Here is a 16633-nt window from a genome sequence, read left to right as displayed (position 1 = left end):
GAATAGCTTGAGTGTCTCGCAATCAGGCGTGCCAAGCAAGCGCTTGGTTTTGGCTGTGTGGGGCATAAAAAAACCGGCAGATATGCCGGTTTTTTGGGGAGGGCTCAGGGGTATCAGTTGTCTTGGCGAGGAATGCTCTTTACGCCTTCGCTGGTGCCCAGTAACAACAAGTCAGCCGGACGGCGAGCGAACAGGCCGTTGGTGACCACGCCGACGATGTTGTTGATGCGTTCTTCCACCTGAATCGGGCGCGAGATGTCCATGTTGTGGATGTCGATGATGATGTTGCCGTTGTCGGTGGTGACACCGTCACGATACACCGGGTCACCGCCGAGTTTTACGATCTCGCGGCCAACGTGGCTGCGAGCCATGGGGATGACTTCAACGGGCAGGGGAAACGCGCCCAGGATATCCACTTTTTTCGATTCGTCGGCGATGCAGATGAAGGTTTTGGCGACCGCTGCGACGATTTTTTCACGAGTAAGCGCTGCGCCGCCGCCTTTGATGAGCGCTAACCGTTCGTTGGTTTCATCGGCACCGTCTACGTAGTATTCCAGTTCGTCGATCGCGTTCAGGTCGTATACCGGGATGCCGTGCCCCTTCAAGCGCTCTGCGGTAGCTTCGGAGCTGGCGACGGCCCCGTCAAACTCGTTTTTATAATCGGCCAGAAAATCGATAAAGAAGTTGGCGGTGCTGCCGGTACCGACCCCGATAACGCTCTTGCGGTTCAGGTGTGGGGCAATATGATCCATGGCGGCTTTTGCCACGGCTTTTTTGAGTTCGTCCTGAGTCATGGTGGCGCTCCGGGTGAGATCGGATGAATTTAACCGCATTATACGCCGGCAGTCGTTCTGCTTATAGACGGCAGCCGTGCAAAGTTCCTAAACTGTACGTTTTTTCAAGCCGATCAATAGCAACCGGAACCATCATGCCGCAACGTTACATCAAGAAGATCCTCGATGCGCGAGTCTACGACATCGCCATCGAAACACCGCTCACTGAAGCCCGTAGTTTGTCTGCACGTTTTGGCAACAATATTATGCTCAAGCGTGAAGACCTGCAGCCGGTGTTTTCCTTCAAGATTCGTGGCGCGTACAACCGGATTGCGCAGCTTTCAGACGAGCAAAAAGCCAAGGGCGTGATTTGTGCGTCTGCCGGTAACCACGCTCAGGGCGTGGCCATGTCAGCGAAAAAGTTGGGCATCAAAGCGACCATCGTGATGCCGCAAACCACGCCGGACATCAAAGTGAAATCGGTCCGCGAGCGGGGCGCCAAAGTGGTGTTGAAAGGCGATGCCTTTGACGAAGCCGCCGCGCACGCCCAGGAATTGATTGCCAAACACGGTTATACCTATATCCCGCCTTACGACGATCCGGACGTAATTGCCGGGCAGGGCACCGTGGCCATGGAGCTGATGTGGCAGTTTTCCCAGCCGTTGCACGCCGTGTTTATCCCGGTTGGTGGCGGTGGTCTGATCGCCGGCATGGCTGCTTACATCAAATACCTGCGCCCCGATATCAAAGTCATCGGTGTCGAACCGGAAGACTCTAATTGCTTGCAGGCCGCCATGGCCGCAGGCGAGCGCGTGGTGTTGGAAGAAGTGGGCATCTTCGCCGATGGCGTTGCGGTTAAGCAGATTGGTGAAGAGCCTTGGAATATCTGCAAAGACACCGTCGATGAAGTGATCACCGTCAGCACCGATGAAATCTGCGCGGCCATTAAAGACGTGTTCGAAGATACCCGTTCGATCGCTGAACCGGCCGGTGCGCTGTCGGTGGCCGGTATCAAAAAATACATCGAGCGGGAGCAGTTGGAAGGCGAAAATCTGGCTGGCGTACTCAGCGGCGCCAACATGAACTTCGACCGCTTGCGTTATATCTCCGAACGAACGGAAATCGGTGAAAAACGCGAAGCCGTCCTGGCCGTGACCATCCCGGAGCAACCCGGCGCGTTCAAAACCTTTATCAAAGCGTTGCACAAACGCAGCATCACCGAGTTTAACTACCGCTACGCGGATGATCAGCAAGCGGTGATCTTCGTGGGGATCCAGATCCAGGCAGGTGGACTGGGCAGAGAAGAGCTGCTGCAAGACCTGCGCGAAATCGGCTATTCCGTCACCGACCTCACCGACAGCGACATCGCGAAACAGCATATTCGTCACCTGGTCGGCGGCCACGCGCCCTCGATCACCAACGAAGTAGTGTATCAGTTCGAATTCCCCGAACGCCCGGGTGCGTTGCTGAAATTCCTGATGTCACTCGGCACCCGCTGGAACATTTCCCTGTTCCATTACCGCAACCATGGCGCTGCCTATAGCCGTGTGCTGCTTGGCGCTCAGGTGAACCCTGAAGAAACCTCGGCATTTGAAGATATGCTGGAGAAAGTTGGTTTCCGCTACGAGAACATGACAGACAACGAAGCCTACAGACTGTTCTTGGGGGCGGGTAACCGCAAGTCCGATTAATCCACTCTCGCAGCTTCTCGACGGTTGAAGCTAAGGTTGCAGTAGAAGGAAGGGGTGTGGGGTCTTTGCGAAACTGTGCGGAGCCATGGATGGCGGAGCCCAAGCGTCACATGGATGTGCCGAAGGAGCGTGTTTCGCAAAGACCCCACACCCCTTGCTTCGGTCGGCAAGGCGTTTTATGTCGCGCTGGAAATCTGACACGAAACCGACATCAAACCCTTACGTAATCGTAATCCGTCAAAAATTGTAAAACTGAAATTAGATGTTAGTCTTTCGTCTAATTCTTGATATCAAGAATAGCCACCTGATTTTCCAGCCATTTAGTTCGAAGAATAACGGGAATACGCCCCATGGGTAACAAACCAGACATCATCCGCACCATTGTGTTCATCTTTGCTGTCGGTCTGGTCATTACCGGTGTGACCACAACCATTCAGGCCTCGGAAGACAAACGCACGGCCCGAGACGTTCCCGCTACCAGCTTCGTGCAGTCAGCCGACTATCGCCGGAACTGATAACACCGCCTATCCGTCACAACCCCGTGCAGAGGCACATCCCACGGTTCGATCGGTAACGATTCCACTCTTTGAAAGTCATGGGCAAGCCCGATCAGCTTGGGCGCCATCGCCGGCCGAACTCTGCTAAACGCAAAGGTGCGGTCATAGAAACCGCCGCCCATACCCAATCTACCGCCTTGTTCATCAAAGCCCACCAGCGGAAACAGAACCGCATCCAATGACCACGCAGGCCTGCGCCTCGCTTCCGGGAACGGGGGTTCGGGTATCCCAAATCGGTTGGGAACCAGTACCGCGCCGTCGTAATAGGGGCTGAACACCAATTTGCCGGGGTAAACCGGATGCAACACCGGTAAATAAAAGTGAATGTTCTTGCGCCGCCCCAGATCAATGAACAAATGAGGATCGATTTCGCCATCATTGGCGAGATAGATGCCAATGTGTTTGGCGCGATATAAATCGGGATGACGAAGCAGATTCAGTGCGAGATGCTCTGAGGCTTGTTGCTGTTGTTCGAAAGAGAGATTGTTGCGCCGGCTGCGCAGTTGTTTGCGGAGATCGGTTCTGGAAAGGGTGTTCAAAATAAAGCTTCCCGGGCTGCCGTTATCGGATGTAGCCCTTGAACCCAAAGTTCAAGGTCGGCGACCGCTGTGACATATTAGGCTTTCCCCCGCGGGGGACGTGCTCACAATGCCCTGAAGTGGTCACCTGGGTAAAGCGCATCGGCTCGAGGACGTACCCGACCAGCGAACAGCCCAGGAAGTTGAACCATTATAGGGCCAAGGCCGGCCCCGATTGCAACCCCCTTAGCCGAGTCTTGATAAGATTAGCGGTCGGAGGATTCGCCCAATGCCTCGTCAAGGCGGTTATCCATGGCTTTTAGAAGGCTGCTGGTAGCTTCAGACATAGTGTCTCGCTCCAGCAGGGAATGCGTAATATTCAACGCGGCCATCACCGCAATACGTTCGGTGCCGAACACCTTGCCGGTAGAGCGGATTTCCCGCATTTTATTGTCCAGATGCCGAGCGGCACGCAGTAGCGCCTCTTGCTCTTCCTGCGGACAGGCCACCAGGTACTCTTTGTCGAGAATCCTGACTTCGACGGTGGTTGACTGCTGTGACATCAGTGGTGCTCCAGTGCCCGAAGGCGGCCAATCATGGCTTCAATCTTGTTTTTGGCAAGATCGTTTTTTTGCATAAGCTGGGCTCGCTCACGATTCCAATCGTCCTGCGATTCACGCAGTAAAGCGTTGTCTCTTTCGAGCTTTTCGCAGCGCTCGATCAACTTGTCCAGCTTGTCCGCTAACAATTGTACTTCGGACTGTTCCATGACGTGCTCAGTGTGAGTAATTTTAGTTGCAGTAACTATAAGTGCCCGCACCACAACGGTCAATTTACCGCATTGTCATGGCACGGGCTCCGTGAAGTGTGTCACCTTTGGGGTCAGGTCAGTTTGGCGCGCTGCTGCCAAATGACAGCTTTCGGCTTTTCTGCCAGTGATGCCAGGCAGGCACCAGTGAAATGGCAAAGGCAACCACAGGAACCAGTCCGAGCAACAGCCATTCATCAGGATTCAGGCCGCGTACTCCGATGTGAATGCCGTAATGCTCCAGCAGCCAAGGGCTGAGGGCGGATATCGCACCCGCGCCAAACAGCAAACTGAAACCGCAGGAGGCGAGAGCAAGCAGAACGCACTCCAGGCTGTAAAGCCCGGCGATCAGCCCCGGAGAGGCACCCACGGCCCGTAAAATGGCCACTTCCCGTTGACGTTGAGCCTGAATCGTCAACAGGACAGCCACCAGTCCGATCAGGCTGGTGGCCACCACAAACACGCTGATGCCCAACAGTGCCTGCTCAAATTGGCCCATCATGCGCCATAATTCGCTTAGCGCAACGCCGGGCAAGATGGCGGACAAGGGTTCGGCGGCATATTGACTCAGTTCGCGTTGCAGCTGGAAGGTCATGATTGGATTTTTCAGGCCGAGCAGCATGGCGGTGATGGCGTCTGGCGTGAAAGAGCGGGCCTCGGCTGAGCTTGCTGACAAGGTTCTGCCCGGGATCGCAACGCCGGATTCCCAGCCCACATGCATGGCTTCCATAGCCTCCAGGCTGATATAAACCGCTTGATCGATCGGTGTGCCGGTGGTTTTCAGGATGCCAGAAACCCGGAAAGGCAGGTCGGTGTGGTTGGAAAAACTGGTGCGCCCGCCTCCGTGAGACAACACGATCTGATCACCCAGCTTGTGTTGCAGCTCTCGTGCGACATCAGCACCAAGCGTGACGTCGAACAGTTGCGAGAACCATTGGCCTTGGGCCAGCTCCAGTGTTTGGTCGTCGCCATACTGGAACTTTTCCAGAAACTGATTGTTGGTGCTCACCACCCGGTAGCCTTGGTAACTGTCTCCCAGCGAAATGGGCACCGCCCACTCTACCCGCGGGTCGTCTTTGATGTCATTGAAGCTGGACCAGCGAATGTTGTTGGTGGCATCGCCAATATGAAACACCGTATACAGCAGCAGATTCAGCTGACCACTGCGCGCGCCGACAATCAGGTCGGTGCCGGAGATAGTGCTGGTAAACGATTGCCGGACTTCGGTACGGAGGTACTGGATGCCCAGCAACAACGTAACGCTCAGCGTGAGTGTCAGGCACACCAGGGCCAGTACCCGGCGGCGATACCAGAGGCTGGCGGTCGCCAGTGACAGGGTGAGACGAACTTTGTTCACGATTCATCTCCCAGTGACAGTTGGTGGTGAAAGTGATGCGCCAGACTCCGGTCGTGGCTGACGAACACGACTGAGCTACGGTGTTCATGGGCCAGCGTCAGCAGTAGCTCGATAAACCGATCCCGATTGTCGGTGTCCAGCGCCGAGGTGGGTTCATCCGCCAAAATGATTTCCGGTGAGCCGATCAGGGCGCGGGCTGCAGCTACCCGCTGTTGCTGGCCGATGGACATTTCGGTCACCGGCCTGGGCCATAGGGCTTCGGGGATAGAAAGTTGGTCCAGCAGCGCCGTTGCGGCACCATTCGGATTGCCCCGGGTTTGTTGATGGCGCCGTGTGGACAAGCGGCAGGGCAGGGTGACATTGGCCAGTGCGCTCAGGTAGGGCACCAGATTGAATTGCTGGAAAATAACGCCCATGTGGTCGGCCCGGAACTGGTCCCGGGCGCCGCCTTTCAAATGGCTGAGCTGGGTTCCGAGCAAATTCACCGAGCCCGATTCCGGCAACATCATGCCTGCCAGCAGGCTGAGCAATGTGCTTTTCCCTGTGCCACTGGGGCCGCGTAGGAAAAGGTGCTCGCCGCGGTTTAGCTGGATATCGGGAAACTGCAGTGGAATCGTTTGCTTGGGCCAGCGAAACCCGAGTTGATGAGTGTCAATGGCGTGTGAACGCAAAGAGTGTTGTGCTGTCTCGATGTTCATGTCGGCTGTCTGGTTTCCGTTGTATGATGGCCGCAATCGTCTGGTATACCCCAAATGGAGCTGAGTTTCATGGTGTTGACGTTAAATGCTCGAGCAACGATTGCGAGCCTTGGACTGTTGGTCCTCGTTTTGGTTTCCGGCTTTGTTGAAGCAGAGCCCAGAGAAATCGATTGGCTCGAATTGATGCCCGCAGAAGACCTCGCTTTGCTCGAAAACATGCCGGAAGTAGAGCACGAGGGGGACGGCCCGGCTTTGCTTCCGGATGAAATCATGACCGGCCGGGTGGTGCCCGAAATGGCCAACGTGGAGGGTCGGATTCCCGGTTTTGTGGTACCGCTGAAAACCACTAAAGATATGCGGATTCTCGAATTCTTTCTGGTCCCCTATTACGGTGCGTGCATTCACGTGCCACCGCCACCACCGAATCAGATTATTCACGTGAAATACCCGGAAGGGTTCACGTTGCAGGCGCTGTACGATCCAGTATGGATTGAGGGCCAGCTGACCATCGAAAAAACCGAGAACGCAATTGGCGCCTCCTCTTATTCAATCAAGGCCAGCGCCGTCGAACCCTACACCGAGTGAACTTAGGGGGCGATCTGGAAACGATGCTTGCCAGGCGTCAGGCGGGCACCGTTCTGGCCTTTCTTGCCGACCCATTGCGCATTGAGCTGTTCCAGGCCCGGGAATCGATCGAATAGCCCGGTTTCCAGTTCTGTTGCCGCAGATAGCCCGGCGCAGTGCAGGCGCTGGGTGATTTCTATATCGCTGTGGCCTGCGCTTTCGTTGTGATGATCATGGTGCTCGGCGTGTTCATCGTTCCAGCTGGTCTGTACGTCCGATTGCACGGGTGAACATTGTTGCTTGCCCGTGTTCACAAGCGCTGTACGCTCAAGCCAGGCGACTGCCGACTTCACCGTTTGGTGCTGCTCGCCAGAGCGTGGCGGGTGCTCGAAACCAACCAGGTTGTACGCGGGCGTTAGCAATAGCACGTCGATTTGTTGGTCTGAAATCGCCACTTGTAGCTCGGCCAGTCCGTGCTGGTGTGCCTGAAGGTTCTGTTGGGCGAGGGTCGGAGCTGAGTGAAGGCCCAGCGCCAGAATGCCGGCGAAGGCTAGGGAAGAGTGAAATTTCATCGTATACCCTTTGCTGCTTTTCGATATGTTATAACATTGTCATCTTGGGCTGACAGAAAAGCAAGCCCCGGGGAGCGCTGACCGTGCCACACGTGCCGTGGAATGCTAGGATATAGCCCTAAATATTACCGGAGTTGTCTGCCTGGGCAGGCGAGCTCCCCCGATACAGGAAGCTGCTGTTTCATGTCTGAAACCGATACCACCGCTGCCGCCCGAGCCGCAGAGTTCGAGCAATGGGCCAATGTATTCACCGCCCATAAGGCCTTCAGTCATCCGTCCGAGTTGCACGGCGTATTGTGTGGTCAATTGTCGGCAGGCACTCGCATCCCTGAGCCGGAATGGTTGGCTATGGTCTGTGACCACATGGGCCTGGCGGAACAGGCTTTGGATGAATCCGAAGAACTTGCGCCCTTCATGAACGGCGCTTACGCCAAAACGCTGGCTCAGTTGCAGTCTTCGGACATGAGCTTCCAGCCGTTGCTGCCAGACGACGATTACGCGATCGAACAGCGACTCGAAGCTCTGGTGTCTTGGGTTCGCGGTTTTCTGGAAGGCATGGCGCTGGCGGCCGGTGCCTCTCTGGGGCAGGCACCGGATGAAATCCGTGAGCTGATAGAAGATCTGGTCGCGATCAGCCAGCTGTCTGACGAAGAAGAATCCGATGAAGAAAGTGAACAGCAGCTGCTGGAGATCACCGAGTATGTTCGGCTGGGCGCTTTGACCGTATTCACCGAATTTAACGAGCCTGAGAAACCCGCAGGCAACGCGCCAACTTTGCACTGAGCAGGAGACATCATGGCTGTATCGATTTCGACCAAAGAATTCGCTGAGCGCCGTCGCAAACTGATGGGGCTGATGGCGCCGGACAGCATTGCGATCTTGCCGGCGGCGCCGGAGCGGGTCCGAAATCGGGACGTGCTGCATCCATTCCGCCAGGACAGTGATTTTCAGTACCTGACCGGCTTTGGCGAACCGGAGGCGGTGTTGGCCCTGATCCCGGGCCGGGAGCACGGCGAAGCGGTGTTGTTTTGTAAAGAACGAAACCCCGAGAAAGAGCTTTGGGACGGCTTTCTGGTCGGCCCTGACGGAGCCATCGAGCATTATGGCCTGGATGATGCCTTCCCGATTGCCGACATTGATGACATCTTGCCGGGCATGATCGAAGGTCGAAGCCGGGTTTATTACCCGCTGGGCAAAGACGATGCCTTCGATACCCGGGTGATGGATTGGGTCAAAGTCATTCGCAGCAAAGTCCGCGCGGGCGCTCATCCCCCCGGAGAATTTGTCGCTCTTGAACACCTGCTGCACGACCTGCGTCTGTACAAAAGCGCCGGTGAAATCAAAGTGATGGCCAAGGCCGCTGAAATCAGTGCCGAAGCTCACTGCAATGCCATGAAGCGGGCGCGTAAGGGCGGCTATGAGTACAACCTTGAAGCGGAACTGATTCGTACCTTTATGGACCACGGTGCCCGCTCAACGGCGTATCCGTCCATTGTTGGTGGTGGCGCAAACGGCTGTATATTGCATTACATCGAGAACAGCGCGCCTTTGAACGAGGGCGATTTGGTGTTGATTGATGCCGGTTGCGAGCTCGATTGCTACGCCTCGGACATTACCCGCACCTTCCCGGTCAGCGGTAAGTTCAGCCCGGAACAGAAGGCTCTGTACGAGGTGGTGTTGGACGCTCAGTACGCGGCCATCGATGCGGTTCGCCCCGGCAATCACTGGAACCACTCCCACGAAGCCGCGCTGAAAGTGCTGACCCAAGGGCTGATCGATCTGGGCTTGTTGTCGGGTAATGTGGACGATGCGATTTCCGCAGAAGCCTACAAGCCGTTTTTCATGCACCGGACCGGCCACTGGCTGGGGCTGGATGTTCATGATGTGGGTGATTACAAGGTGGGTGATGCCTGGCGCCAGCTGGAGCCCGGTATGGCGCTCACGGTGGAGCCGGGCCTGTACATTGCGCCGGACAACACCAGCGTTGATGAAAAATGGCGTGGCATCGGTATTCGCATTGAAGATGATGTGGTAGTCACCAAAGACGGTTGCCGGGTATTGACCGATGGTGTGCCGAAAACCGTCGCCGATATTGAAGCGTTGATGGCGGGCTGACCCAGTGACCGACACCCGAATGGATGCCGATTTGATCATCGCCGGCGGCGGCCTGGCTGGCGCAACTTTAGCGCTGGCCGTGGCGCGCGTGGTGCCGGAACTTCGGGTGACCGTGGTCGAGAGCTTTCCGCTGTCGCCAGACGCGCTACCGGAGGATTACCAACCCAGTTACGATGCCCGTTCAACGGCACTGGCCTGGGGTTCCCGGGTTATTTTTGAGGAGCTTGGGCTGTGGTCCGCGCTGGCCGAACACGCCACGCCTATACAGCACATTCATGTTTCGGATCGTGGCCGATTCGGGGCGACTCGCCTGCACGCCAAAGATCATCAGCAGGAAGCGCTCGGTTATGTGGCGGACAATCGTTGGATGGGCTTGTGCCTGATGCGGGCCCTGCTGGCGGCCGATATCCGCTGGGAAGCGCCGGCTGAGGTGGTCGATATGACCCCGCTCAATCAAGGCGTGCGAGTCAGTATTCGCAAAGACGGCGAATTGCAGGAGTTGAACGGCCAATGTTTGGTGGTGGCCGATGGCGGCCGTTCCGGCTTGCGGGAAAAGCTGGGCTTTCAGCCGCGCACGGTGGATTACGGCCAGAATGCGTTGATTGCGAACGTCACTACCAGCGAGGCTCACCAGTTCACGGCTTTTGAGCGTTTCACCCAGTCTGGCCCCATGGCCATGCTGCCTCAGGGCTCACCGACCCGCGCCGGACACGACTCTGCGCTGGTCTGGACGCTGGGCGACGAAGAACTGGACGCCTTGCTTGAGCAAACCGATGAAGAAAAATGCCGCTCTCTGCAAGACCGCTTCGGTTGGCGTTTGGGGCGCATCACGCGCATCGGCCAATGCAATCACTACCCCTTGAAGCTGACCACCGTGGACGAAGCGGTTCGCCCGGGCGTGGTTCTGGTCGGCAATGCCGCCCACGCTCTGCACCCGGTGGCCGGGCAGGGCTTCAACCTTGCCTTGCGGGGTTTGATGGCGTTGGTGGAGCAGTTTCGCGTGGCGACGGATAACGGCGTATCGATTGGCTCGTTGTCGGTGCTGAACGAATACCAGCAAAGGCACCGTCAGGACTGGCAGCAAACCGTGCAGTTCTCGGATTCGCTGATTCGGGTGTTCGGACAATCCCTGCCACCTTTGGCGCTTGCTCGCGATGCCGGGTTGATGGGGCTGGATCTGGTGCCCGTCGCCAAACGCTGGTTTGCCCGTAAAGCCATGGGTACAGGTGGGCGCAAAGCGGCAATTCCGTCCGTTAAAGCCGATCAGGAGGCCGTTCGTCATGAGTCATGAGTCCGGGGTGCAGCGCTTCGACATATTGGTGGTCGGTGGGGGCATGATTGGCTCGGCACTGGCGCTGGGGCTGTCCCGGCAAGGCTGGCAGGTAGGACTGGTGGAAGGTGCGCCGGTTGAGCATTTGCTCGATCAACTGTCACCTGCGACCGACGTTGAAAGCTTCGAGCCAAGAGTCAGCGCGATTTCGCCGGCCAGTGAACGCTTACTGCAGAAATTAGGAGCCTGGCCTCGCGTGCAGGCGGGGCGGCATTGCGGCTACCGGGAAATGATCGTGTGGGACGGCGACGGCACGGGTCGCGTGCATTTTGATGCTGCTGAACTCCATGCTCGCACATTAGGCACGATTGTGGAAAACCGGAACATAGTCCGTGGCCTGTTTGAATCCCTGGTTGAGAGCGACGTTGCTCTAATTGACGGCGTGCGGGTGCAAGGCTGGGTGCGCGGTGAGGGTGTTCAGCTGGAAGACGGTCGCCTGCTAGCCGCTGATCTGGTGGTTGGTGCGGATGGTGCTATGTCTCGCCTGCGCCAGTGGAGTGGCCTGGCTACCCGGGAATGGGATTACGACCAGCATGCCATTGTGGGCACGGTGCGCACCAGTCAGTCGCATCGCTTCACTGCGTGGCAAAGCTTTACCCCCGCCGGGCCACTGGCGTTCTTGCCGTTAAATAACGAAGCCGGCGACGAGCATTTCTGTTCGTTCGTCTGGTCACAGGACACCGCTGAAGCGCGTCGGCTGATGGCGCTCGATGACGATAGTTTCCGGCAAGAGCTCGAAGCGGCGATTGAACGTGAACTCGGTGAGGTATGGGAGGTTTCCAAACGATTTTCCTTCCCTCTACGTCAGCGCCACGCCAAAGATTACGTCACCGACGGTCTGGCATTGGTGGGCGATGCGGCCCATACCATTCATCCATTGGCGGGGCAGGGCGCAAATCTCGGTTACGGTGATGTCCGGGTTTTGCTGGACGAGCTGGGCCGGGCGAAGGAACTGGGCCTGAACCCGGGCGATGATCTGGTTCTGGCCCGTTACCAACGCCGTCGCAAGGGCGAGAATCTTACGATGATGGCGGCGATGGAGGGTTTCAAGCAGCTCTTTGCCCGGGATGAATTGCCGGTCCGATGGCTACGTAATGCCGGTATGCGCTGGTTCGATAAGCTGGCACCGCTAAAGAATCGAATTGCTGCCGAAGCCATGGGCATTGACGGGTAGCGTTGCCACAGACTATTCCGTAAACTTTTCCTGACTGAATACGACCCCAGCAGACAAAGGAATTGTTTATGGCAGGCGCCAGCCTTCTCACCCTTCTCGATGACATCGCCACTGTACTGGACGATGTCGCTTTGATGACCAAAGCCGCCACCAAGAAAACGGCAGGTGTGCTCGGGGACGACCTGGCGCTTAATGCCCAGCAGGTCACCGGTGTAAAGCCTGCCCGGGAACTGCCGGTAGTGTGGGCGGTTGCCAAAGGTTCGCTGCTCAATAAGTGCATCTTGGTGCCAGCGGCTTTGGCCATTTCCTTTTTTCTGCCTTGGCTGGTGACCCCTTTATTGATGCTGGGCGGCGCCTTCTTGTGCTTTGAAGGCGCCGAAAAGCTCGCGCACAAATTTCTGCACAGAGAAGAAAACGAGGCTCATAAAAAGAACCTGCATGAAGCTTTGAAAAGACCGGAAGTCGATCTGAAAGAGCTGGAAAAGGATAAAATCAAAGGGGCAATTCGGACCGACTTCATCCTCTCTGCCGAGATCATTGCCATCACTTTGGGTATTGTCGCAATCCAGAGTATCCAGATGCAGTTCGCCGTGCTTTCGATTGTCGCGGTTATGGTAACGGTAGTGGTGTACGGACTGGTGGCCGGGATCGTCAAGCTGGATGACGGCGGCCTGTATCTGAGTCAGTTGGAGCCGGTACCGCTTAAACGTTTGGGTGACGGCATCCTCTGGCTGGCCCCCTACATGATGAAAACCCTGTCGATTGTTGGCACCATCGCCATGTTTCTCGTTGGTGGCGGTATTCTTACGCACGGCATTCCCGCTGTTGCCCAAGTCATCAAGGGCGTTGCGGACGGCTTGGGCGGCGCCGGCAGTGTGTTGGTATCAACCCTGGGGGATGGTCTTTTCGGGTTGCTGGCTGGCGCCATTCTGTTGCTGGTTCTGACGCCTGTGATCAATTTCTGGCAGAAACGGAATGCCTAGAGGCAGGCGTCGAACAGTCGGCTGACCAACACCGGAACAGCCGTTTCCACTCGAAGAATCCGGGGGCCAAGGTGCACGCTTTGGCAGCCCGCTTCCTCCAGCTTTCTGACTTCGTAATCGGTAAAGCCGCCTTCGGGGCCGATGCAAATTGCCGCGGGCTCGTTCAGGTGCGTCGGGCAGGGAATGGCGGTGCCCGGGTGGGCAACCAGTGCCCGTTTGCCGGCCAATAGCGCAGGTAATTCGTCTTCTACAAACGGTTTGAACAGCTTGCGAATGTGTACCTGCGGCATCAGAGTGTCTTTGGATTGTTCCAGCCCCAGAGTCAGGTTGTCGCGCAGATTGTCCTCAGACAGCCAGGGCGTTTGCCAGAAGCTTTTCTCGACCTTGTAGCTGTTGATCAGCCAGATGTCTTTCACGCCCAGCGAGGCGCAGGTTTGCAGCGTGCGCCGGAACATCTTGGGGCGGGGCATGGCAAGAATCAGGGTCAGCGGCAAAGGCGCGGGCGCAGGGTGCTCCAGACAGACCTGTAGCTCGGCTTCCGAGTCCGTGAGATGAACTACCTCGCCATAACCCATAGCACCGTTCACGCGGCCCACAGGCAGTTTGTGGCCTGCTCCGGCTTTAAGTACGGTTTTCAGATGATCAAAGCGGCGGCCGCGTAATCGTACGCGATCCGAATCGATGAAATCTTCGTCAAACAGTAAGGCCAGATTCATTGGCTGCCCAGTTCTTCCTCTTCGGTGTCTTGTCGTTCTTTATAGGCCAAGCGACCGAACAAGATGCCGAACTCGAACAGGATCCACATGGGGACCGCCAACAAGGTCTGGGAAATGATGTCGGGTGGTGTCAGCAGCATGCCAATGATGAAACAGGCCACCACCACATAGGGCCGTTTGGCTGCCAGGTCTTTCGGCGTGGTTGCGCCGGTGAGGATCAACAGTACCGTGGCAATGGGGATTTCAAAGGCCACGCCAAACGCGAAGAACATCTTCAGGATGAAATTCAGGTAGCTGGCAATATCGGGCAGCTCAATGATGCCTTCCGGGCCGATGGCGGTAAAGAAGCCGAAAACCAGTGGGAATACCACGAAATAGGCGAAGGTGGCGCCGCCGTAAAACAGCACGACGGAGGTAAAGAGCAGCGGAAATGCCAAGCGTTTTTCGTGGGCGTAAAGCCCCGGCGCGACAAAGCTCCAAAGCTGGTAGAGGATGACCGGGATGGCGGCAAACACCGCCAAGACCAAAGCCAGCTTCAGCGGCGCGAAAAAGGGCGAGGTGATGTCGGTGGCGATCATCATCTGGCCTTCCGGCAGCAGGTCACGCAATGGCTGAGACAGCAGCAGGTACAGGTCGTTGGCAAACGGGTAAATCACCGCAAAGCAGATGATGACGGCCAATACCATTTTCAGTAACCGGTTACGCAGCTCAAGCAAGTGCTCGATGAGCGGCATTTCTGGCGCTTGATGGCCTTCGGGGGATGAACTCATGAACGGTTTTCCGACGAATTCCCTGAGGTTTGGTCTGTGTTGCTGCCAGGCTGGTTGCTCGAAATGGCGCTTTCAGACGGCGCGGGTTTGGCCTTTCCCGGACGGTTCTCCGGCAAAATCATGTGTTCGTACTTTTTGGCTTCGTCCAGTGCGCCTTTGACGGTTTTCTCGACGTCTTCCAGCCCCACATCACCGGCTTTGCGAAGCTGCTCCCGCAGCTCTTCCGCTTTCAGTTCGCGGTCAAGCTCTGAGGTGAACTGCCGAACCATGCGGCGCGCACCGCCGACCCATCGGCCCGCTGTCCGGGCGGCAGAAGGCAACCGCTCCGGGCCAAGGACGAGCAGTGCGATGATGCCGCAAATAAGAAGCTCAACAAAGCCAATATCGAACATTCAGTTGGCGCTCAGCTCTTTTGCTTTTCCTGAGTTTTCGCGTCAGCCTGAGCTTGTTCGGCCTTTTGGCTTTCCAAGGTGTCTGATTCGTCTTTTTTCTCGTCTTCGTCATTCATGGATTTCTTGAAACCGCGAATGGCGCCACCGAGATCGGTGCCAATGTTGCGAAGTTTCTTGGTTCCGAACAGCAAGATAACAATGCCGAGTACGATGAGAAGTTGCCAGATACTGATACCCATGAGGGTTCCTCGTTCTATTGGTTCTGTTAGTCACATTGTACGTCAATCACAACCTGGGGCGGAAATTCTCCTTGGAGGTATCCCCTTAGGGTTGTCTTGATGCTTTTTCTTCCAAGCCGGACAGATCAAACCTGCGCGCCAATTCATCAGTCACGTCTTTTGGGCTCAGGCCGAGGCGAGACAGCATCACCATGGTGTGAAACCACAGGTCGGCAGTTTCGTAGATCACATCCTGAGTATCTCCGGAGTGTTCTGCGTCTTTCGCGGCCAGCAAGGTTTCGGTGCACTCTTCTCCGACCTTTTCCAGTATCTTGTTCAGGCCTTTGGCGTGCAGGCTGGCGACGTAGGAGGTGTCGGGGGCCGCTTCTTTGCGGGCCTCAAGGACCTCTGCCAGGCGTTCCAGTACATCACTCACGGGGTTAGCTCCTCAGTTACTGCCATAAATCGCGTCGGGGTCTTTCAGTACCGGTTCGGCACTGATCCATTCGCCATCTTTCAGGGTCCGGTAAAAACAGCTTCTGCGCCCAGTATGACAGGCAATACCGCCCTTTTGCTCCACTTTCAGCAAGATCACGTCAGCATCGCAGTCCAGGCGAATGTCTTTCAGGACCTGTTGATGTCCAGAGCTTTCGCCCTTGCGCCAGAGCTTGCCACGGGAACGCGACCAGTAAACGGCCTGACCTTCTTCAACTGTGAGCTGAAGGGATTCACGGTTCATCCAGGCCATCATCAGGATGTCTCCGGTTTCGGCGTCCTGGGCAATGGCCGGTACCAGGCCGTCTTCGGTCCAGAGGATGTCGTCTAACCAGCTGGAGCTGCTTAGATTATTCGCTAAATCTTTCATTTCGATGAATCCTGAACAGGGTAGGTGCAAGGGCGAAGGGCATGAGATTCAACCCGCATCATCAAGCTTGCACAGGTAGTTTTACAGGCATAAGACTGGCCTTCAAGTACAGAGGGTGGGCCGGTTCGCCTGATTTATTCATTCGGATACAGTGAAGGTCAGGTAACAGGCGTTTAACCTCTTCCGAGCGCCCCTTGTGACTGCCGTAATTTCCCCAGGCTGCAACCGTTAATTTCGATGACTTTGCCAGGTGAGTCAACCAGTTGTCGTTTTCATCGCCGACGGGTGCCGGGGCCACGATCAGCTCGTCGGGCGTGGCGGCGCGAAAGGCGAACAGGTTGGTGACGTGAACACCGCCAAAGCCCCAGCTTTTAGCGAAATTGGTGCAGCGGGTAATAGTGGGGTTGTCGTCGGTTAGTGAAGGGTTCAGGCCGATAACCATGACGCTCGGCTTGCCGGCCTCCCAGATCCGGCTGAGGGCATAACGGTAGCGTCCACAGGGCGAAAAATGGGTTTGGGTATCCATGTCGGC

22 protein-coding genes and 1 other RNA gene are annotated in these 16633 nt (G+C 56.6%); 8 read left to right on the top strand and 15 right to left on the bottom strand.

Annotation, left to right across the window (positions count from 1 at the left end):
- Positions 1 to 113: 113 nt before the first annotated feature.
- Complete coding sequence (gene rpiA, locus Q9245_RS06725; RefSeq protein ID WP_305896403.1) at positions 114 to 794, bottom strand: ribose-5-phosphate isomerase RpiA; 681 nt, start codon at positions 792 to 794, stop codon at positions 114 to 116.
- 116 nt (positions 795 to 910) lie between these two features.
- Between rpiA and ilvA the strand changes: the two genes are divergently transcribed.
- Positions 911 to 2464 carry a threonine ammonia-lyase, biosynthetic gene (gene ilvA, locus Q9245_RS06720; RefSeq protein WP_305897187.1) on the top strand — a complete coding sequence of 518 codons (1554 nt, stop codon included), beginning with the start codon at positions 911 to 913 and terminating at the stop codon, positions 2462 to 2464.
- A gap of 350 nt (positions 2465 to 2814) precedes the next feature.
- Positions 2815 to 2979, top strand: a complete 165-nt coding sequence (locus Q9245_RS06715; protein ID WP_305896402.1) for a hypothetical protein — start codon at positions 2815 to 2817, stop codon at positions 2977 to 2979.
- Here the strand turns inward: Q9245_RS06715 and Q9245_RS06710 are convergent.
- From Q9245_RS06710 to Q9245_RS06685, 6 genes are all read right to left on the bottom strand, one after another.
- Positions 2964 to 3560, bottom strand: coding sequence for a 5-formyltetrahydrofolate cyclo-ligase (locus tag Q9245_RS06710; RefSeq protein WP_305896401.1), 597 nt, complete (start codon positions 3558 to 3560; stop codon positions 2964 to 2966). The two genes, Q9245_RS06715 and Q9245_RS06710, sit on opposite strands and share 16 nt — an antisense overlap.
- A gap of 4 nt (positions 3561 to 3564) precedes the next feature.
- A non-coding RNA gene (ssrS, locus tag Q9245_RS06705) (6S RNA) lies at positions 3565 to 3744 on the bottom strand.
- 61 nt (positions 3745 to 3805) lie between these two features.
- Positions 3806 to 4102, bottom strand: a complete 297-nt coding sequence (locus tag Q9245_RS06700; RefSeq protein ID WP_305896400.1) for a cell division protein ZapA — start codon at positions 4100 to 4102, stop codon at positions 3806 to 3808.
- Positions 4102 to 4308 carry a TIGR02449 family protein gene (locus Q9245_RS06695; RefSeq protein ID WP_247060442.1) on the bottom strand — a complete coding sequence of 69 codons (207 nt, stop codon included), beginning with the start codon at positions 4306 to 4308 and terminating at the stop codon, positions 4102 to 4104. The genes Q9245_RS06700 and Q9245_RS06695 overlap by 1 nt, the downstream gene beginning before the upstream one ends.
- A gap of 118 nt (positions 4309 to 4426) precedes the next feature.
- Complete coding sequence (locus Q9245_RS06690; protein ID WP_305896399.1) at positions 4427 to 5704, bottom strand: ABC transporter permease; 1278 nt, start codon at positions 5702 to 5704, stop codon at positions 4427 to 4429.
- Positions 5701 to 6402: an ABC transporter ATP-binding protein gene (locus Q9245_RS06685; protein WP_305896398.1), complete on the bottom strand. Its 702-nt coding sequence runs from the start codon at positions 6400 to 6402 to the stop codon at positions 5701 to 5703. Before Q9245_RS06685 ends, Q9245_RS06690 begins: the two co-directional genes overlap by 4 nt.
- 69 nt (positions 6403 to 6471) lie before the next feature.
- Here Q9245_RS06685 and Q9245_RS06680 point away from each other — a divergent pair, with 69 nt between their 5' ends.
- Entirely contained in the window at positions 6472 to 6987 is a 516-nt protein-coding gene (locus Q9245_RS06680) for a DUF3299 domain-containing protein (RefSeq protein WP_305896397.1), read from the top strand.
- 2 nt (positions 6988 to 6989) lie between these two features.
- Here Q9245_RS06680 and Q9245_RS06675 read toward each other — a convergent pair whose 3' ends face one another.
- Positions 6990 to 7538, bottom strand: coding sequence for a DUF2796 domain-containing protein (locus Q9245_RS06675; RefSeq protein WP_305896396.1), 549 nt, complete (start codon positions 7536 to 7538; stop codon positions 6990 to 6992).
- A 183-nt stretch (positions 7539 to 7721) separates the two neighbouring features.
- On the opposite strand from Q9245_RS06675, the gene Q9245_RS06670 reads away from it, so the two are divergent.
- The 5 genes from Q9245_RS06670 (at position 7722) to Q9245_RS06650 (ending at position 13140) form a co-directional block, all read left to right on the top strand.
- Positions 7722 to 8321, top strand: a complete 600-nt coding sequence (locus Q9245_RS06670) for a UPF0149 family protein (RefSeq protein ID WP_305896395.1) — start codon at positions 7722 to 7724, stop codon at positions 8319 to 8321.
- A gap of 12 nt (positions 8322 to 8333) precedes the next feature.
- Complete coding sequence (gene pepP, locus Q9245_RS06665; protein WP_305896394.1) at positions 8334 to 9653, top strand: Xaa-Pro aminopeptidase; 1320 nt, start codon at positions 8334 to 8336, stop codon at positions 9651 to 9653.
- 19 nt (positions 9654 to 9672) lie between these two features.
- The gene (gene ubiH / locus Q9245_RS06660; RefSeq protein WP_305897186.1) at positions 9673 to 10944 is read left to right on the top strand and encodes a 2-octaprenyl-6-methoxyphenyl hydroxylase; all 1272 of its coding nucleotides are present in this window, start codon (positions 9673 to 9675) and stop codon (positions 10942 to 10944) included.
- Positions 10934 to 12157, top strand: coding sequence for an FAD-dependent monooxygenase (locus Q9245_RS06655; RefSeq protein ID WP_305896393.1), 1224 nt, complete (start codon positions 10934 to 10936; stop codon positions 12155 to 12157). Before ubiH ends, Q9245_RS06655 begins: the two co-directional genes overlap by 11 nt.
- A 68-nt stretch (positions 12158 to 12225) precedes the next feature.
- On the top strand, positions 12226 to 13140 hold the full coding sequence (locus Q9245_RS06650; RefSeq protein WP_305896392.1) for a DUF808 domain-containing protein: 915 nt from the start codon (positions 12226 to 12228) through the stop codon (positions 13138 to 13140).
- Here Q9245_RS06650 and Q9245_RS06645 read toward each other — a convergent pair.
- From Q9245_RS06645 to Q9245_RS06615, 7 genes are all read right to left on the bottom strand, one after another.
- Entirely contained in the window at positions 13137 to 13856 is a 720-nt protein-coding gene (locus Q9245_RS06645; RefSeq protein WP_305896391.1) for a 16S rRNA (uracil(1498)-N(3))-methyltransferase, read from the bottom strand. The genes Q9245_RS06650 and Q9245_RS06645 overlap by 4 nt on opposite strands.
- Positions 13853 to 14626 (bottom strand): twin-arginine translocase subunit TatC, encoded by a 774-nt coding sequence (tatC, locus tag Q9245_RS06640; RefSeq protein ID WP_305896390.1) that lies wholly within the window; start codon positions 14624 to 14626, stop codon positions 13853 to 13855. The genes Q9245_RS06645 and tatC overlap by 4 nt, the downstream gene beginning before the upstream one ends.
- Entirely contained in the window at positions 14623 to 15018 is a 396-nt protein-coding gene (gene tatB / locus Q9245_RS06635) for a Sec-independent protein translocase protein TatB (protein WP_305896389.1), read from the bottom strand. Before tatB ends, tatC begins: the two co-directional genes overlap by 4 nt.
- An 11-nt stretch (positions 15019 to 15029) precedes the next feature.
- Positions 15030 to 15257: a Sec-independent protein translocase subunit TatA gene (tatA, locus tag Q9245_RS06630; RefSeq protein ID WP_305896388.1), complete on the bottom strand. Its 228-nt coding sequence runs from the start codon at positions 15255 to 15257 to the stop codon at positions 15030 to 15032.
- Positions 15258 to 15342: 85 nt separating this feature from the next.
- Positions 15343 to 15672, bottom strand: a complete 330-nt coding sequence (locus Q9245_RS06625) for a phosphoribosyl-ATP diphosphatase (protein ID WP_305896387.1) — start codon at positions 15670 to 15672, stop codon at positions 15343 to 15345.
- Positions 15673 to 15684: 12 nt separating this feature from the next.
- Positions 15685 to 16101, bottom strand: coding sequence for a phosphoribosyl-AMP cyclohydrolase (gene hisI, locus Q9245_RS06620; protein ID WP_305896386.1), 417 nt, complete (start codon positions 16099 to 16101; stop codon positions 15685 to 15687).
- 61 nt (positions 16102 to 16162) lie between these two features.
- Entirely contained in the window at positions 16163 to 16627 is a 465-nt protein-coding gene (locus tag Q9245_RS06615) for a DUF1643 domain-containing protein (protein WP_305896385.1), read from the bottom strand.
- Positions 16628 to 16633 lie beyond the last annotated feature (6 nt).

Origin of the sequence: Marinobacter sp. MDS2, from assembly GCF_030718085.1 — a bacterium.
In the GTDB taxonomy this organism is placed as follows: Bacteria; Pseudomonadota; Gammaproteobacteria; order Pseudomonadales; family Oleiphilaceae; genus Marinobacter.
The sequence above is the reverse complement of the archived record's forward strand: the minus strand, read 5'-3'. Positions and strand labels throughout refer to the sequence as shown.

Coding starts and splice junctions, on each gene's coding strand:
- ubiH (WP_305897186.1), top strand. CDS start 9,673: ATGGATGCCGATTTGATCATCGCCGGCGGCGGCCTGGCTGGCGCAACT.
- Q9245_RS06675 (WP_305896396.1), bottom strand. CDS start 7,538: ATGAAATTTCACTCTTCCCTAGCCTTCGCCGGCATTCTGGCGCTGGGC.
- Q9245_RS06680 (WP_305896397.1), top strand. CDS start 6,472: ATGGTGTTGACGTTAAATGCTCGAGCAACGATTGCGAGCCTTGGACTG.
- Q9245_RS06670 (WP_305896395.1), top strand. CDS start 7,722: ATGTCTGAAACCGATACCACCGCTGCCGCCCGAGCCGCAGAGTTCGAG.
- hisI (WP_305896386.1), bottom strand. CDS start 16,101: ATGAAAGATTTAGCGAATAATCTAAGCAGCTCCAGCTGGTTAGACGAC.
- Q9245_RS06700 (WP_305896400.1), bottom strand. CDS start 4,102: ATGTCACAGCAGTCAACCACCGTCGAAGTCAGGATTCTCGACAAAGAG.
- pepP (WP_305896394.1), top strand. CDS start 8,334: ATGGCTGTATCGATTTCGACCAAAGAATTCGCTGAGCGCCGTCGCAAA.
- Q9245_RS06615 (WP_305896385.1), bottom strand. CDS start 16,627: ATGGATACCCAAACCCATTTTTCGCCCTGTGGACGCTACCGTTATGCC.
- Q9245_RS06685 (WP_305896398.1), bottom strand. CDS start 6,402: ATGAACATCGAGACAGCACAACACTCTTTGCGTTCACACGCCATTGAC.
- rpiA (WP_305896403.1), bottom strand. CDS start 794: ATGACTCAGGACGAACTCAAAAAAGCCGTGGCAAAAGCCGCCATGGAT.
- tatC (WP_305896390.1), bottom strand. CDS start 14,626: ATGAGTTCATCCCCCGAAGGCCATCAAGCGCCAGAAATGCCGCTCATC.
- Q9245_RS06650 (WP_305896392.1), top strand. CDS start 12,226: ATGGCAGGCGCCAGCCTTCTCACCCTTCTCGATGACATCGCCACTGTA.
- Q9245_RS06715 (WP_305896402.1), top strand. CDS start 2,815: ATGGGTAACAAACCAGACATCATCCGCACCATTGTGTTCATCTTTGCT.
- Q9245_RS06655 (WP_305896393.1), top strand. CDS start 10,934: ATGAGTCATGAGTCCGGGGTGCAGCGCTTCGACATATTGGTGGTCGGT.
- tatB (WP_305896389.1), bottom strand. CDS start 15,018: ATGTTCGATATTGGCTTTGTTGAGCTTCTTATTTGCGGCATCATCGCA.
- Q9245_RS06695 (WP_247060442.1), bottom strand. CDS start 4,308: ATGGAACAGTCCGAAGTACAATTGTTAGCGGACAAGCTGGACAAGTTG.
- tatA (WP_305896388.1), bottom strand. CDS start 15,257: ATGGGTATCAGTATCTGGCAACTTCTCATCGTACTCGGCATTGTTATC.
- Q9245_RS06645 (WP_305896391.1), bottom strand. CDS start 13,856: ATGAATCTGGCCTTACTGTTTGACGAAGATTTCATCGATTCGGATCGC.